Origin of the sequence: Sphingomonas sp. (assembly GCF_025353885.1) — a bacterium.
Classification (GTDB): Bacteria; Pseudomonadota; Alphaproteobacteria; order Sphingomonadales; family Sphingomonadaceae; genus Sphingomonas_O.
This window is the reverse complement of sequence record NZ_JANXNX010000082.1, coordinates 1-14,957: the sequence shown is the minus strand read 5'-3', so window position 1 is coordinate 14,957 and position 14,957 is coordinate 1. Positions and strand designations below refer to the sequence as shown.

Below are 14,957 nucleotides of genomic sequence, written 5' to 3'. Positions count from 1 at the left end.
CGGCACCATAAGAACCCTGCTCCTCGTGATCGCCCTGGTCGCCACGCCCGCCGTCGCCCGGACCCGCTCGCTGACGATCACTCAGTTCGATCGCGTCCGGATCGAAGGTACGTTCATCATCGAAATCGTCACGGGTCGCGGCCCGTCGGCGCAGATTTCGGGCACCGAACAGGCGATCGAGCGGACCAGCGTGCAGGCGCAGGGCCAGATGCTCGTCATCAAGGCGGCGCGCAACGCATGGGGCGGCTGGCAGGGCGAAAACCCCGGCCCCGCGACCATCCGGCTGACCACCGCCGAGTTGCGCAGCATCGGGTCGAGTGGTGCATCGACGGTCAGGGTCGACCATATGCGCGGACCAACCGTCAACATCGCGCAGGACGGTTCGGGCGCCTTGGTCGTCGCTTCGGTCGAGGCTGATACGCTCGACATCGGCATGGCCGGCGCGGGAGTCCTGACTATTACCGGCCAGGCAGCCCAGGCCCATGCCGCCATTCGCGGCGCCGGTGTGTTCGACGCCAGCGCGCTCGCGATCAGCGACCTGCGCCTGACATCCGATGGCTCGGCCGTTGTAAAGGCGGCGGCGCGGCGATCAGCCAATGTCGTCGCCAACGGCACCGGCACCGTGACCATATCGGGAAGACCCGCTTGCACCGTCGTCAGCCGGGGCAGCGGATCGGTCATCTGCGGGTCGAGCAAAACCCGGCTCTAAACCCGCCGCCAGCGGTTAGATCAGCCGCCCACCCGCCACGCGCAATCGCGTTGCATCCTGTGGCACGGCTTCGAACAGCACCGCCTCGGTCCCGGTCAGCCACGCCTGATACCCCGCCGCCGAAATCCGTTCGAACAACGCCGCGCGACGCAGCGGGTCAAGATGCGCGGCGACTTCATCGAGCAACAATATCGGCGCGCGCCCGATCGCATCGGCGACCAGATCGGCATGTGCCAGCACGATCCCGATCAGCAGCGCCTTCTGTTCGCCGGTCGAACACCGCGCCGCCGCCTGCCCCTTGTCGATGTGCGTAACCATCAAATCCTGCCGGTGCGGTCCGGTCAGCGTCCGCCCGGCGGCGGCATCGCGCACCCGTCCCTCGCGCAGGTCACGCGCGAAGTTTTCGCAGGTCCATCCGGCCAGTGTCAGTCCCGCGCGCGCGAACGGCCCGGCCGGTTCGGCGGCGATCCGCTGGCCCAGTTCATCGACCAGCGCCTGCCGTGCCGCCGCCAGCGCGACACCATGTTCGACCATCGCCGCCTCCAGCGCGGCCAGCCATTCGGCGTCGGGCGCTTCGTCGGTCAGCAGGCGATTGCGCTGGCGCATGGCCGCCTCGTAACGGGTGGCGTGGTGGGCGTGGCCGGGGTTGCGCGCCAGCACCAGTCGGTCGAGGAACCGGCGACGTTCGCCCGCAGCGTCGGCGAAAATCCGATCCATCGCGGGCGTCAGCCATACCAGCGACAGCCATTCGCCAAGCGCTGTCGATGGTGAAGCCGCACCATTGACGCGCACGATCCGGCGGTCGGGGGTCGTCGGTTCGCTGCCGGTGCCGAGATCGACCGAGGTTTCGCCAGCGCGCGGCACCAGGCGCGCCGCGACGGAAAAGCCACCACCGCCATCGGTCCGCGCCATCTCGCGGAACGGCGCGCCGCGCAGCCCGCGTCCGGGGGCGAACAGCGACACCGCCTCCAGGATATTGGTCTTGCCCGCGCCGTTATCGCCGGTCAGCACGACGATGCCCGACCCCACTTCGACCAGGGCATCTGGATAGGAACGGAAATCGCCCAGCGACAGGCGCACGATGGCCATGGTTCAGCGGGTCAAAAACCGGAACCGTCCGCGACGATCGCGCTCCAGCAGGTCTTCGCGAATCCGGATGCCGTGCACCGCGACGCGCGTCTCGATCAGGAACAGCACCAGCCCCGCCGCCAGCAGGATCATCGCCAGCACGAACAGCAGCGACACGCTGGTCGCGTATTTCAGGTTGGCCAGTTCGGACACGAACAGCAATGTCACCACCACGCAAACCGCCAGAGCACTTGCAACGCACAGGAATATCGCATTCGACGCCAGCGCGATCCGGCGATCGAGCAGGCGCAGTTCCCAGACATGACGCGCATGTTCGTCGCCGCTCGATGCGGGATGAAGTGTCTCGATCAGTCGCGAACGATCGACGACGCGGTTCAGGCGTCCTGCTATCACGTTGATGAAACCTCCGATCCCCGCCAGCAGGAACACCGGCGCGACGGCCAACTGGATGGTATGGGCAATTTCGGAAACCGCAGGCGCATCGATCGTCATCCCCGCATTAGTGAACCCCCGACGCCACAGGTTCAAGCGGCAGTTCTTGCCCGCGATTACCGTCACCCCGGCGAAGGCCGGGGCCTATACGGATGTCAGAAAGAAATGCGCCCGATCCGACAATCGTATAGGCGCCGGCCTTCGCCGGGGTGACGGGATTTGAAAGCCGAACTCTACCCCGTATTCGCGCCCGTATTGACGCCCATGCTCGCCAGGTATTTTTTCACGTTGCGCGCCGCCTGTCGGATGCGCTGTTCGTTCTCGACCATCGCGATCCGCACGAAACCTTCGCCATCTTCGCCGTAACCGACACCGGGCGCGACCGCGACGCCGGCGTGAGTCAGCAACTGCTTGGTGAACTCCAGCGACCCCAGATGCGCCAGCGCGGGTGGCAGGGGGGCCCAGCAGAACATCGATGCGCGTGGCGGCGGGATGTCCCACCCGGCCCGACCGAAACTGTCGACCAGCACGTCGCGGCGCTTGTGATACAGCGCGCGATTGGTGGCGACGATATCCTGCGGTCCGTTCAGCGCGGCACAGGCTGCTGCCTGGATCGGCGTGAAGGCGCCATAGTCGAGATACGACTTCACCCGCGTCATCGCCGCGATCAGCTTTTGATTGCCGACCGCAAAGCCGATCCGCCAACCCGCCATCGAATAGGTTTTCGACAGCGAGGTGAACTCGATGGCGACGTCCTTGGCGCCCTTCACCTGCAGGATAGAGACGGTCGGATTGCCGTCGTAATATAATTCCGAATAGGCAAGATCGCTGATGATCCAGACGCCCGCATCACGCGCCCAGGCGACCAGGCGTTCGTAAAAGGCCAAATCGACCGTCTCCGCCGTCGGGTTCGACGGATAGTTCACGACCAGCACGCTCGGGCGCGGCACGGTATATTGCATCGCGCGTTCCAGGCTGTCGAAATACCGGTCGTCGGGCGTGGTCGGCACGCTGCGTATCGTGGCGCCTGCAATGATGAATCCGAAGGTGTGGATCGGATAACTGGGGTTCGGGGCCAGCACGACATCGCCCGGCGCGGTGATCGCGGTGGCCAGGCTGGCAAGTCCCTCCTTCGACCCCATCGTCACCACGACTTCACTGTCGGCATCGACATCGACTCCGAAGCGCCGCTTGTAGTAACCGGCCTGGGCTTTGCGGAGGCCGGGAATACCGCGTGACGCCGAATAGCCATGGGCATCGGGCTTGCGCGCGACTTCGCACAATTTGTCGATGACGTGTTGGGGTGGCGGCAGGTCGGGATTGCCCATGCCCAGGTCGATGATGTCCTCCCCGCTCGCGCGCGCCGCTGCCCGCATCGCGTTGACTTCGCTGATGACATAGGGCGGCAGCCGCTTCATGCGGTAGAATTCGTCGGACATTTCGACCTTTCCACTATTTGGTTGGTATTGAACGGGGCTTGTAACAGACTTGGTGCCTGATGGTATATGCAGTCAAAGCCAGTGCGCGAGGATTAGAGTGAGCCAAGACCCCCATACATCCACCCCGCCCCCCGCCGACCCGCCGGTCGAAAACGAGGCAGCAGCCGGGATCCACGCCATTCTCGACGGTTGGGGCCAGTTGCTCGCCCCCATTGCCGCTGTCGGGCGCGACCGCCTTGACCCGAAGGACAAGCGCTTTGCCGGGCCCGAATGGGAGCACCCGGTCTTCGACCTTGTCCGCCAGGGCTATGGCGTCATGGCTGACGCCATGATGAACATGGTGGACACCGTCCCCGGCGTCGACCCCGCGCAAAAGGCACGCATGACCTTTGCTATGCGGACGCTGGTCGAGGCGATGAGCCCGGCCAATTCGCCACTGACCAATCCGGTGGCGCTGAACAAGGCGATCGAGACCAGTGGTGCCAGTCTGGCCACCGGCTTTCAGAACCTGATGACCGATTTGCAACGCGGCCAGTTGACCCATGTGTCGCCGACCGCGTTCGAGGTCGGCGTCAATATCGCAACCACGCCGGGCAAGGTCGTGTGCGAGACGCCGCTGTTCCAGCTTATCCAGTACACGCCAACGACGCCCACGGTTGCAAAGACTCCGCTGGTCATCTTTCCGCCGTGGATCAACCGCTTCTACATCCTCGACCTGTCGCCCGAAAAAAGCTTTATCCGCTGGGCGGTGGCGGAGGGGCTGACGGTGTTCATGGTCAGCTGGAAATCAGCCGATGCGTCGATGAAAGATGTGGTCTGGGACGATTATGTCGACGCCCAGATCGCGGCGATCGATACTGTGCGCGACGTACTCGCTGTGAAATCGGTGCACACCGTCGGCTATTGCGTCGCGGGCACGACCCTTGCGGCGACGCTTGCCGTGCTGACCGCCCGCGGGCAGGCCAAAAAGGTCAAGAGCGCGACGTTCTTTACAGCGCAGGTCGATTTTTCGGAAGCCGGCGAACTGCTGAACTTCGTCGACGACGCCAATATCGCGATGATCGAAAAGCTGTCGAAGGATGGGTATCTGGATGGCCGCTACCTGGCGATGACCTTCAACCTGCTGCGCGGGCGCGACCTGATCTGGAACAACGTCGTCAGCAATTACCTGTTGGGCAAGGACTATCCGGCGTTCGACCTGCTTTACTGGAACGGCGACACGACGAATCTGCCGGCGAAATGGCATAAAAGCTATCTCGAAGACTTGTATCGCGACAATAAACTGGCAAAACCGGGAGCGATCCGGGTCAGTGGGGCGTCGATCGACCTGACCACGGTGAAAACCCCGTCCTATATCCAGGCGGGCCGCGAGGATCATATCGCACCGCTCGCAAGTGTCTGGAAGATAACCGAACATTTCACCGGGCCGCTGCGCTTCGTGCTGGCCGGGTCGGGCCATATCGCGGGCGTCGTGAATCCACCGTCGGCGCAGAAATACCAGTATTGGATCAACGAGAATTCGGTGGCGTCGCTGGACGAATTCATTGCGGGGGCGACCGAGACCAGGGGGAGCTGGTGGCCCGACTGGATCTCGTGGCTGCGTGGGTTCGGGGCCGACCATGTGACCGCTGCGGGCGCGCGAATTCCGGGCCAGGGTGTGCTTCCGGCGATCGAGGATGCCCCGGGCCGATACGTTCGCTCACGCTGAAAACTCACCATGCCGTAACGGCGGATGGGACGATGTTGCACTGCAACAAAACACTTGCATTCGCTTTTTTCCGCGATATATGGTGCAGCGCAACATAACCGCTTGGAGAGCGAAGTGGCCCATAATCCTATTGTCAAACCAACAGCGGTTCCCGCGGCGAAAAAACCAGAGCCAGTTGCGTCTAAACTAGATGCTCTACCAACCAAGCCGATTGCGCCCAAACCGCCAATTGCCGCTGCCCCAATCAAACCCACTCCGCTCATCATCGAAGGAAAAAAAACCGTGAACGAGACTTTCACCAACATCCAGGACAAAGCCACCAACTTCACCGCCGACGCCACGACGCGCGTCAAGTCCGCGATGGAAAAGGGTTCTAAGGGTCTTGAAGAATTCGTCGCGTTCTCGAAGGACAACATCGAAGCCGTCGTCGCATCGGGCCGCGTCGCCGCCAAGGGCACCGAGGAGATCGTGAAATATGCGACCGATTATGGCCGCACCTCGATGGAAAAAGCCAATGCGACTGCTAAGCAGCTTGCCGCTGTAAAGTCGCCGACCGAATTCTTCCAGCTCCAGTCGGAACTGGCCAAATCCTCGCTCGAGGCTTTCGTCGGTGAAGCGCAGAAGTTCGGCGAAAACTACATGAAGCTCCTCGGCGAGATCGCACAGCCGGTCCAGAACCGCTATGCGGTCGCCGTCGAAAAGGTAAAGACTGCCACTTCGGCCTGATCCGACCCAAACCACATTAAAGGCCGTCCCCGCACCCTGCGAGGACGGCTTTTTTGTGACCGCTACCCTACGCGCTCTTGCCCCTGCGCCCAGCAATGCCATATTCTGCCGATATGCAGATCACATCGGCCAACGAACGTCGCGGCAATGACGAAGACAGCGGAACCGGCCTCGGCGTCGCCACCCGGACGCGCACCCGCACGAAAAAGCCGTCGCCCTACAAGGTGCTGATGCTGAACGACGATTACACCCCAATGGAATTCGTCGTCCAATGCCTGCAGAGTTTCTTTCGCATGAGCATCGAGGATGCGACTCGCGTGATGCTGCACGTCCACCAGAAGGGCGTCGGCATCTGCGGCGTGTTCACCTACGAAGTGGCCGAAACCAAGGTGACCCAGGTCATGGACTTTGCGCGGCAGAATCAGCACCCGCTGCAATGTACGCTGGAAAAGGCGTAAATCCACCTCCGCCTTGCGCCGGGAGGCGCACCCGCTAAACAGCACGCGATGGACCGTATTATCATTCGTGGCGGCAACAGGCTGTCGGGGCGCATTCACATTTCCGGGGCCAAGAACGCCGCACTCACGCTGATGCCGTGCGCGCTGCTGACCGACGAACCGCTGACGCTGCGTAACCTGCCGCGGCTTGCCGATGTCGATGGCTTCGGCCATTTGCTGAACCAGCTCGGCGTCTCCAGCATGATCGAGGGCGCGAACCTCAACGAGTTCGGACGCGTCATGACATTGCGCGCGAACCGCGTGACATCAACGACCGCCCCCTATGACATCGTCCGCAAGATGCGCGCGTCGATCCTGGTACTAGGCCCGCTGGTTGCGCGCATGGGTGAGGCGACAGTGTCGCTGCCCGGCGGCTGTGCAATCGGGAACCGCCCGATCGACCTTCACCTGAAGGCGCTGGAGGCGTTCGGCGCGGAGATCGAGATCACCTCGGGTTACGTCAAGGCGGTTGCCCCCGGCGGCCGCCTGCCCGGCGGGACCATCCGCTTTCCCGTCGTCTCGGTGGGTGCCACCGAAAACGCGCTGATGGCGGCGACGCTGGCCCGCGGCATCTCGGTGATCGAAAATGCCGCGCGCGAGCCCGAGATTGTCGACCTGTGCAACTGTCTGGTCGCGATGGGCGCGGTCATCGACGGCATCGGCAGCGAGACACTGACGATCGAGGGGCGCGATCGGCTTCACGGCGCGACCTATGCCGTCATGCCCGACCGCATCGAGGCTGGCAGCTATGCCTGTGCCGCCGCGATCACCGGCGGCAGCGTCGACCTGGTGGGGGCCGACATGCACGAGATGGCCGCGACCTTCGACGCGCTGGCCGAAGCGGGCGTCAAAATCGAAGCGCTGAAGGATGCCATTCGCGTTTCCGCCGACGGCAAACTCGGGCCGTTGACGCTGTCCACCGCGCCCTACCCCGGATTTGCCACCGACATGCAGGCCCAATTCATGGCGATGCTCTGCATGGCGAACGGCGCGAGCGTGCTGACCGAGACGATATTCGAGAACCGTTACATGCACGTCCCTGAACTGGCGCGAATGGGGGCCGATATCCAGGTTACTGGGCGCTCGGCAGTCGTGCGCGGAGTCCCTGTGTTGAATGGCGCGCCGGTGATGGCGACCGACCTGCGGGCATCGATGAGCCTGATCATCGCCGGACTGGCCGCACAGGGTGAAACGCACGTCCAGCGGGTCTATCACCTCGATCGCGGATATGAGCGGTTGGAGGAGAAATTGCAGACCGTCGGTGCCGATATCGAGCGCGACAGCGACGGCTAGAAATTGGCGCGGGACTCCATGAACGAAGCCGACTTCCTCGCCCTACTCCGCCCCCTCGCAACCCATCCTGCGGCACGCGGGTTCGCCGATGATGCGGCGGTGCTCGGCGACCTTGTCATCACCCACGATATGCTGGTCGAGGGCGTTCACTATCTGCCAGGCGATCCTCCCGAAGACGTCGCCTGGAAGCTGCTCGCGGTGAACCTGTCCGACCTCGCCGCCAAGGGCGCGAGCCCGGTCGGTGTCCTGATGGGCTACACGCTGAGCGGCAACGCTTGCTGGGACAGGGCCTTCATCGCTGGCCTGGGCGTGGCGCTGGCGCATTTCGCCATGCCCTTGCTTGGTGGCGATACCGTGGCCAACCCGTCCGCCCCCCGGGTATTGTCGCTGACCGCAATCGGACGCAGCGCCTCCGCACCCTCTCGTTCCGGCGCACTGGCCGACGATGCGCTGTATGTCACGGGCACCATCGGGATGGCCGGCCTGGGACTTGCCGAGCTTCGCCGCGATCCGACCTGTGGGGGCGCAAACGTCGCTAGATACCGGCGCCCGATTCCTCGGCTTTCCGATGGGCAAACGCTCGCTCCGGTCGTCCACGCCATGATGGACGTGTCCGACGGCCTGCTGATCGACGCCCAGCGTATGGCCGCCGCCAGCAACCTTGCGCTGGAAATATCGATCCAAACCGTCCCTGTTGTCGGCGACGCATTGTCCGCGATGACCGCAGGCGACGATTATGAATTACTTTTCGCGGCACCGACCGGACTCGAGCTACCGATCAGCGCCACCCGCATCGGCACCTTTGCACCCGGAACCGGCCTGACCTTGCGCGATAGCAGTGGCCGTGTTCCACTCCCGGACAGGCTGGGCTGGCTCCACCAGACACCTGCCCAATAAAGTTGCATCGATTGCGACACCTTGCTTATACCCTCGCCAACACCTGACACGGAGCCAACATCCGCGCGGGTAAACCAGGAAGAGGAAGCCCAGATCATGAATCTTGTACTGTTCGCCATCGCGTGCGGCATCGTCGCCGTGTTGTATGGATTCATTACCAGTCGCCAAGTTCTGGCCGCCCCTGCTGGCAATGCCAAGATGCAAGACATCGCCGCTGCGATCCAGGAGGGGGCGCGTGCCTATCTGGGCCGTCAATATCGTACCATTGCCATCGTGGGGGTCGTCGTTGCGATCATCGTGTTCGTGTTTCTAGGCACGGTTTCGGCCGTCGGCTTCCTGATTGGATCGCTACTGTCGGGTGCAGCGGGATTTATCGGCATGAACATCTCGGTTCGCGCCAATGTCCGCACCGCCGAGGCCGCGCGCACCGGGTTGCAGAACGGCCTGACCGTCGCGTTCCGCGCGGGTGCCGTCACCGGGATGCTCGTCGCGGGCCTCGCCCTGCTCTCGATCGCGTGTTTCTTTTATTACCTCACCCAGATTGCCGGTCATCCCGTCGGCAATCCCGATGACCGCACAGTCGTCAACGGCCTGATTGCGTTGGCATTCGGGGCTTCGCTAATCTCGATCTTCGCGCGTCTTGGCGGCGGTATCTTTACCAAGGCCGCCGATGTCGGTGCTGATCTGGTCGGCAAGGTCGAGGCGGGCATTCCCGAGGACGACCCACGCAACCCCGCCGTCATTGCTGACAACGTCGGCGATAACGTCGGCGATTGCGCAGGCATGGCCGCCGATCTTTTCGAAACGTATGTCGTGACCGTCGGCGCGACGATGGTGTTGCTGAGCCTGCTTGTTCGCGTTGCCAGCGATCAGCTTTATGCGCTGATGACCCTGCCACTGGTGATCGGTGGCGTCTGCATCTTTACCTCGATCATCGGCACCTACATGGTTCGGCTCGGCAAGGGCCAATCGATCATGGGCGCGCTCTACAAGGGGTTCTGGACGACCGCGCTGCTCTCGGTTCCCGCCATTTATTTCGCCACGCACTATGTCTTGAAGGACATGGATGCCGCCATCGGGTCGACCCCCAGCGGCGAGGGCGCGACCTTTACCGGCATGGCGCTGTTCTGGTCGATGATGGTCGGCCTGGCAGTTACCGGCGCGCTGGTCTGGATCACCGAATATTACACCGGAACCAATTACCGCCCGGTGCGCAGCATCGCCAAGGCGTCGGAGACTGGCCATGGCACCAACGTCATTCAGGGGCTGGCCATCAGCTTGGAATCAACCGCGATGCCGACGCTGGTCATCGTCATTGGTATCATCGTCGCGTTCAAGCTGGCGGGCCTGATCGGGATTGCGTTTGCCGCAACCGCGATGCTGGCGCTTGCCGGGATGGTCGTTGCGCTGGACGCTTACGGCCCGGTTACCGACAATGCCGGTGGCATCGCCGAAATGGCGGGCATGGAGGATGAGGTCCGCCATCGCACCGACGCGCTCGACGCGGTCGGGAACACAACCAAAGCAGTGACCAAGGGTTACGCCATTGGGTCGGCCGGCCTTGCCGCGCTGGTGCTGTTTGCCGCCTATACGACCGATCTGGCGGAATTCTTTCCGAACCTCGTCGTCGATTTCTCGCTGAAAAATCCTTATGTTATCGTCGGCCTGCTGCTCGGCGCCTTGTTGCCATATTTGTTCGGGGCGATGGGAATGACCGCCGTCGGTCGTGCGGCAGGTGACGTGGTGAAAGACGTTCGCGCGCAGTTTGCCGAGAACAAGGGCATCATGGATGGCACGTCGAAGCCCGATTATGCCCGGACCGTGGACTTGGTGACGAAGGCGGCGATCAAGGAGATGATAGTGCCGTCGCTGCTGCCGGTCCTCACCCCGATCGTGGTGTATTTTGTGATCACCGCAGTCGCCGGGCAGGCCGAGGGATTTGCGGCCTTGGGCGCGCTCTTGCTCGGCGTGATCGTATCGGGACTGTTCGTCGCGATTTCGATGACGAGCGGCGGCGGTGCCTGGGACAACGCCAAGAAGTTTATCGAGGACGGCAATCACGGTGGCAAGGGTTCGGAGGCGCACAAGGCCGCTGTAACCGGTGACACCGTGGGTGATCCCTATAAAGACACAGCGGGGCCTGCGGTCAATCCGATGATCAAGATTACCAACATCGTGGCGCTGTTGCTGCTGGCGGCACTGGCAGCGCACGCGGGGGTTTAAGCGTCCCAACAGCCCCATAATCGCGCCGCCCTGATCTTGTTTCGGGGTCTATCGGCGCTTCGGCGAGATCAATTTCGACGGTGGCATGGACCCTGCGACGCGTTCAGGGTGACGGTGCGCTCACCCCGCATTGTTGCCGACCTTTCCTTTCGCGCCCCTTGCGGCTAAGGGGCAGGCGATTCTGCATTCCAACCAAGAGATTTGATGGCCAAGGAAGAACTTCTCGAAATGCGCGGCAGCGTTGTCGAACTGTTGCCCAACGCGATGTTTCGCGTGAAACTCGAAAACGATCACGAAGTGCTCGGCCACACGGCAGGCAAGATGCGCAAGAACCGCATCCGCGTCCTGGTAGGCGATGAAGTGCTGGTTGAAATGACCCCCTACGACCTGACCAAGGGCCGGATAACGTATCGGTTCAAGTAATGCCGAACGCCGTGCCGCGTCTGGTCCTGGCCTCTGCATCACCCCGCCGTCTGGACCTGCTCGCGCGGCTCGGGGTCGTGCCCGCGCTTGTTGATCCTGCCGACATCGACGAAGCTCCGCTCGGTGCTGAACTCCCGCGCCTCCACGTCATGCGCCTGGCCGCCGCCAAGGCTGCCGCCGTCGCCGTGAGCCATGCCGGGGACATCATCCTCGCCGCCGATACCGTGGTCGCGGCCGGACGCCGCATCCTGCCCAAGGCCGACGACGAAGCGACTGCGCTTCGGTGCCTGACCCTGCTGTCGGGCCGCCGCCACCGTGTTCTGACCGCCGTGACCGTCATCGACGCCGTTGGCACTGCGCGCCATCGGCTGTCCGACACCGTTGTCGCGTTCAAACCACTGACCGCCGCTGAAATCACTGCCTACCTGGCGAGCGGGGAGTGGCAGGGCAAGGCGGGCGGTTATGCTATCCAGGGCCGTGCCGAGGCATTCGTGCGGTTCCTGTCGGGCAGCCATTCGGGCGTCGTCGGCCTGCCGCTGTTTGAAACCCGCGCGCTGCTGGTGACCGCAGGCGTCACGCTTGGCTGAGTGGCTCTACGAAACCGGAATTGGCGAGGCACGCGCCGCGCTGGTCGATGGCGGCGTGATCGTCGAATGCCATGTTGAAGCCGATACTCCGGCACTCCGGGTCGGGCAGGTCGTCGCCGTCCGCTTGGTCGAAAAGCAGGCGGACGCGACGCGCGGTATAGTCCGGTCGGTCGTCGGTAATCACGAAGCGCTGCTTGACCGCCTGACCGGCATCGACATGGGCCGCTCGTTCACCGTCATGGTAACGCGCGAAGCGATCCACGAGCCCCGTGCTGTCAAGCGCGCCAAGGTCCGCGCCTCGGCCCCCGATGTCGCAGAAACCGCCGCCCCTACCCTGTACGACCGGATCACGGCGACGGGCACCCCGGTTACGGCCCTTCCGCCCCATGGACCCGACCGCCTGGAAGTCGCAGGATGGACTGAGACCCTTGAGGAAGCGGCAACCGGCGAGGTCCGTTTCCCGGGCGGTGCGCTGCGGATCAGCCTGACGCCGGCGATGACGCTGATCGACATCGACGGCGAACTTGCCCCGGGGCCGCTGGCTCTAGCGGGAGCGCAAGCTGCCGGTGCGGCCATTCGCCGTCTTGGCATTACCGGATCGATCGGCGTTGATTTTCCGACGATCTCGGGCAAGGCCGACCGCCTCGCAATCGCCGCCGTCGTCGACGCGACCCTGCCTCCGATCTTCGAGCGCACTGCCGTCAACGGTTTTGGCTTTCTCCAGATCATCCGTCCGCGACTGCGCGCCTCGCTTTGCGAACAATTCCGGTATGACGCTGCTGCTTCGCACGCGCGCGCCCTGCTTCGGAGGGTCCAGCGTTCGGGCCTGATCGGCGTTGTGCAGATCGTCGCACATCCTGAGATCATTGCCGTGCTACAAGCCAACCTCGACTGGCTCGACAACCTTTCCGCTCACCTTGGCGGCGCGATCACCTTGCACGCCGACCCCGCGCTCGCCAGGTCGGCTGGCTATGCAACCAAAACCAGATAAGTCAGCCTGCGCGGTTTGCGGCAAGCTCGCCAGCGCTCCCCACAAGCCCTTTTGCAGCCAGGGCTGCCGCGACCGCGACCTGCTGCAATGGCTCGGCGAGGGGTATCGTATTCCGATGTCTGCCGAGGAACCCGAAGGTGGGCCCGACGGCGCACTGGACATCGGCTGGCGACCCCCTCTATAGGCCCGCCTTCGCGTTGCTAACGCAGCGTGCCCGGGTAGCTCAGTTGGTAGAGCATGCGACTGAAAATCGCAGTGTCGGCGGTTCGACCCCGTCCCCGGGCACCACTATTTCCCTAGATCCGGAGACTTATCGGATTGTGTCCACCGGCGTTGGCAGTAAGTCGCGGTTATCTGCCATTTATTCGCAGTGGTTGGTTGATATTGTCGTGCCGGAGACGAACTAATATATTCGGTGAGATGCTTCGGCTTTTGGTAAGTCTCCGATAGCCACCGCGTGAATTCGCAGACGGCAAAGATTGGGGATATCGGAAGGCAGGTTCAGTTACGACAAAAATGGATCAGTCGCTGTTTGCATCACGACTCCGCTGTGGCTGCTCCCGCTAACATTGCTGCCGTTTACAAGGCAAATTCGCGATGTTGAAAGCGGCCTTCCGTTCATTCATGTGCCGCCGCGTGGCGTGTTGGCCGCGGTAGGGCTTGAAGCCATCGCGATCGTCGCTAATGTTGAGTGCGACATGGTGCTCCTTGACCTTGCCCTCGTCCAGCGTCTCCCTTGACGCGTTGACTATGCTGCCAAGGTGATTCGCCCGGCAAGCCATTTCTGCTCGAAAGCCATCGGGCTGTTATACCCCAGTGTCGAATGCAGCCGCCGATGGTTGTAGAAGGTAATCCAGTCTATCACCTCGTCCTTGGCTTGACGCCGCGTGCCGAAGCGCGTTCCGTGAAGCCGTTCGACCTTGAGCGAGCGGAACAGGGTCTCGGTCACGGCGTTGTCCGGGACTGTCAGAAATTTCGTGTGCGGGCGGGCATAATGGGAAAGAAGGAGCCCTATTATGTCACGACGCAAAGAACCTACGATACCCAATGAGCTTTTGGACCAGTTGCTTGCCGGCGGTGCCGCCAGTGCGGCCTTTGATCAGGGAGGCCTGCTGGATAGCCTGAAGAAAGCGCTGACCGAGCGCGCGCTCAATGCCGAGATGGATCATCATCTTGGGCAAGACGATCAGACTGATAACAATCGCAATGGCTATGGCCGCAAGACGGTGATGACCGACACTGGCAAGCTTGAGATCGCGGTGCCACGCGACCGGCAGGCGAGTTTTGATCCGCAGCTGATCGCCAAATATCAGCGGCGCTTTCCCGGCTTCGATGAGAAGATCATCTCGATGTACGCACGCGGCATGAGCACGCGCGAGATCGTGGGGCACCTGCATGATCTTTACGGTATCGGCGTATCGCCCGATCTGATCAGCACGGTGACCGACGCCGTGCTCGATGAGGTAGCAAGCTCGCAGCAGCGGCCGCTCGATCCGGTTTACCCGCTGGTCTTCTTCGATGCGATCCGGGTCAAGATCCGGGACGAAGGGACCGTCTGCAACAAGACGATCCACATTGCGCTGGGCGTTGGCGCCGATGGCCGTAAGGAGGTGCTGGGACTGTGGCTCGAGCAAAACGAAGGTGCCCAGTTCTGGTTGCGCGTCATGAACGAGCTGAAGCACCGCGGCGTCGACGATATCCTGCTTGCCGTCGTCGACGGCCTTAAGGGCTTTCCCGACGCGATCACGGCCGTGTTTCCCGAGACGATCGTTCAGACGTGTATCGTCCATCTCCTGCGCAACTCTGACCGGCCCCCACTGAGTGGTCCGTGTTGATTGTTAGTGCATTGTTGCCTCCATCGCCAGTGTCGGTCGGAGGTGGAGCGTAGCGAAACCGGAGGGCGGCAGTGGCGATGGAGCGGCTTCCGGTGCCGGGGTGCGGTA

The 14,957-nt window shown here is 62.9% G+C and carries 15 protein-coding genes, 1 tRNA gene and 2 pseudogenes; 13 read left to right on the top strand and 5 right to left on the bottom strand.

The features are described from left to right. The first annotated feature begins 25 nt into the window (after positions 1–25). On the top strand, positions 26–709 hold the full coding sequence (locus tag Q0R02_RS08735; RefSeq protein WP_293882463.1) for a DUF2807 domain-containing protein: 684 nt from the start codon (positions 26–28) through the stop codon (positions 707–709). Between the two features lie 15 nt (positions 710–724). On the opposite strand, the gene recF is transcribed toward Q0R02_RS08735, so the two are convergent. From recF to Q0R02_RS08720, 3 genes are all read right to left on the bottom strand, one after another. Continuing rightward, a complete protein-coding gene (recF, locus tag Q0R02_RS08730; protein WP_293882462.1) occupies positions 725–1,798 on the bottom strand; it encodes a DNA replication/repair protein RecF in 1,074 nt (357 codons plus the stop codon). A gap of 3 nt (positions 1,799–1,801) precedes the next feature. Then, entirely contained in the window at positions 1,802–2,326 is a 525-nt protein-coding gene (locus Q0R02_RS08725) for a DUF2721 domain-containing protein (RefSeq protein ID WP_367271449.1), read from the bottom strand. 137 nt (positions 2,327–2,463) lie between these two features. Then, positions 2,464–3,669, bottom strand: coding sequence for an LL-diaminopimelate aminotransferase (locus Q0R02_RS08720; protein ID WP_293882460.1), 1,206 nt, complete (start codon positions 3,667–3,669; stop codon positions 2,464–2,466). A 97-nt stretch (positions 3,670–3,766) separates the two neighbouring features. Here Q0R02_RS08720 and Q0R02_RS08715 point away from each other — a divergent pair, with 97 nt between their 5' ends. The 11 genes from Q0R02_RS08715 (at position 3,767) to Q0R02_RS08665 (ending at position 13,302) form a co-directional block, all read left to right on the top strand. Beyond that, the gene (locus tag Q0R02_RS08715) at positions 3,767–5,377 is read left to right on the top strand and encodes a class I poly(R)-hydroxyalkanoic acid synthase (RefSeq protein ID WP_293882458.1); all 1,611 of its coding nucleotides are present in this window, start codon (positions 3,767–3,769) and stop codon (positions 5,375–5,377) included. Positions 5,378–5,659: 282 nt separating this feature from the next. Beyond that, positions 5,660–6,103, top strand: coding sequence for a phasin family protein (locus Q0R02_RS08710; RefSeq protein ID WP_293882456.1), 444 nt, complete (start codon positions 5,660–5,662; stop codon positions 6,101–6,103). Between the two features lie 113 nt (positions 6,104–6,216). Next, on the top strand, positions 6,217–6,561 hold the full coding sequence (clpS, locus tag Q0R02_RS08705; RefSeq protein ID WP_293882649.1) for an ATP-dependent Clp protease adapter ClpS: 345 nt from the start codon (positions 6,217–6,219) through the stop codon (positions 6,559–6,561). Positions 6,562–6,609: 48 nt separating this feature from the next. Continuing rightward, positions 6,610–7,893: a UDP-N-acetylglucosamine 1-carboxyvinyltransferase gene (gene murA, locus Q0R02_RS08700; protein ID WP_293882454.1), complete on the top strand. Its 1,284-nt coding sequence runs from the start codon at positions 6,610–6,612 to the stop codon at positions 7,891–7,893. Between the two features lie 18 nt (positions 7,894–7,911). Further along, on the top strand, positions 7,912–8,790 hold the full coding sequence (gene thiL / locus Q0R02_RS08695; RefSeq protein ID WP_293882452.1) for a thiamine-phosphate kinase: 879 nt from the start codon (positions 7,912–7,914) through the stop codon (positions 8,788–8,790). A 96-nt stretch (positions 8,791–8,886) separates the two neighbouring features. Then, complete coding sequence (locus Q0R02_RS08690) at positions 8,887–11,013, top strand: sodium-translocating pyrophosphatase (RefSeq protein WP_293882450.1); 2,127 nt, start codon at positions 8,887–8,889, stop codon at positions 11,011–11,013. Between the two features lie 204 nt (positions 11,014–11,217). After that, positions 11,218–11,436: a translation initiation factor IF-1 gene (gene infA / locus Q0R02_RS08685; protein ID WP_293882448.1), complete on the top strand. Its 219-nt coding sequence runs from the start codon at positions 11,218–11,220 to the stop codon at positions 11,434–11,436. Then, a complete protein-coding gene (locus Q0R02_RS08680; RefSeq protein WP_293882446.1) occupies positions 11,436–12,023 on the top strand; it encodes a Maf family nucleotide pyrophosphatase in 588 nt (195 codons plus the stop codon). The genes infA and Q0R02_RS08680 overlap by 1 nt, the downstream gene beginning before the upstream one ends. Beyond that, positions 12,016–13,014, top strand: a complete 999-nt coding sequence (locus Q0R02_RS08675) for a ribonuclease (protein ID WP_293882444.1) — start codon at positions 12,016–12,018, stop codon at positions 13,012–13,014. Before Q0R02_RS08680 ends, Q0R02_RS08675 begins: the two co-directional genes overlap by 8 nt. Then, positions 12,995–13,198 (top strand): DNA gyrase inhibitor YacG, encoded by a 204-nt coding sequence (locus Q0R02_RS08670; RefSeq protein WP_293882442.1) that lies wholly within the window; start codon positions 12,995–12,997, stop codon positions 13,196–13,198. Before Q0R02_RS08675 ends, Q0R02_RS08670 begins: the two co-directional genes overlap by 20 nt. Positions 13,199–13,226: 28 nt before the next feature. Then, positions 13,227–13,302: transfer RNA gene (locus Q0R02_RS08665), tRNA-Phe, on the top strand. Positions 13,303–13,762: 460 nt separating this feature from the next. Here Q0R02_RS08665 and Q0R02_RS08660 read toward each other — a convergent pair. After that, positions 13,763–13,972, bottom strand: a pseudogene (locus Q0R02_RS08660) (IS3 family transposase); the annotation flags it as partial. A 58-nt stretch (positions 13,973–14,030) separates the two neighbouring features. Between Q0R02_RS08660 and Q0R02_RS08655 the strand changes: the two are divergent. Next, positions 14,031–14,819 (top strand): annotated as a pseudogene (locus tag Q0R02_RS08655) (IS256 family transposase); the annotation flags it as partial. Positions 14,820–14,852: 33 nt separating this feature from the next. On the opposite strand, the gene Q0R02_RS08650 reads toward Q0R02_RS08655, so the two are convergent. Beyond that, a partial coding sequence (locus tag Q0R02_RS08650) for an integrase catalytic subunit (RefSeq protein WP_293879742.1) occupies positions 14,853–14,957 on the bottom strand: 105 nt, incomplete at its 5' end.

What these genes read in the sequence shown, in the direction of transcription:
- recF (WP_293882462.1), bottom strand. Translation starts at nt 1,798, where the DNA reads ATGGCCATCGTGCGCCTGTCGCTGGGCGATTTCCGTTCCTATCCAGAT.
- Q0R02_RS08720 (WP_293882460.1), bottom strand. Translation starts at nt 3,669, where the DNA reads ATGTCCGACGAATTCTACCGCATGAAGCGGCTGCCGCCCTATGTCATC.
- clpS (WP_293882649.1), top strand. Translation starts at nt 6,217, where the DNA reads ATGCAGATCACATCGGCCAACGAACGTCGCGGCAATGACGAAGACAGC.
- murA (WP_293882454.1), top strand. Translation starts at nt 6,610, where the DNA reads ATGGACCGTATTATCATTCGTGGCGGCAACAGGCTGTCGGGGCGCATT.
- thiL (WP_293882452.1), top strand. Translation starts at nt 7,912, where the DNA reads ATGAACGAAGCCGACTTCCTCGCCCTACTCCGCCCCCTCGCAACCCAT.
- Q0R02_RS08690 (WP_293882450.1), top strand. Translation starts at nt 8,887, where the DNA reads ATGAATCTTGTACTGTTCGCCATCGCGTGCGGCATCGTCGCCGTGTTG.
- infA (WP_293882448.1), top strand. Translation starts at nt 11,218, where the DNA reads ATGGCCAAGGAAGAACTTCTCGAAATGCGCGGCAGCGTTGTCGAACTG.
- Q0R02_RS08680 (WP_293882446.1), top strand. Translation starts at nt 11,436, where the DNA reads ATGCCGAACGCCGTGCCGCGTCTGGTCCTGGCCTCTGCATCACCCCGC.
- Q0R02_RS08670 (WP_293882442.1), top strand. Translation starts at nt 12,995, where the DNA reads ATGCAACCAAAACCAGATAAGTCAGCCTGCGCGGTTTGCGGCAAGCTC.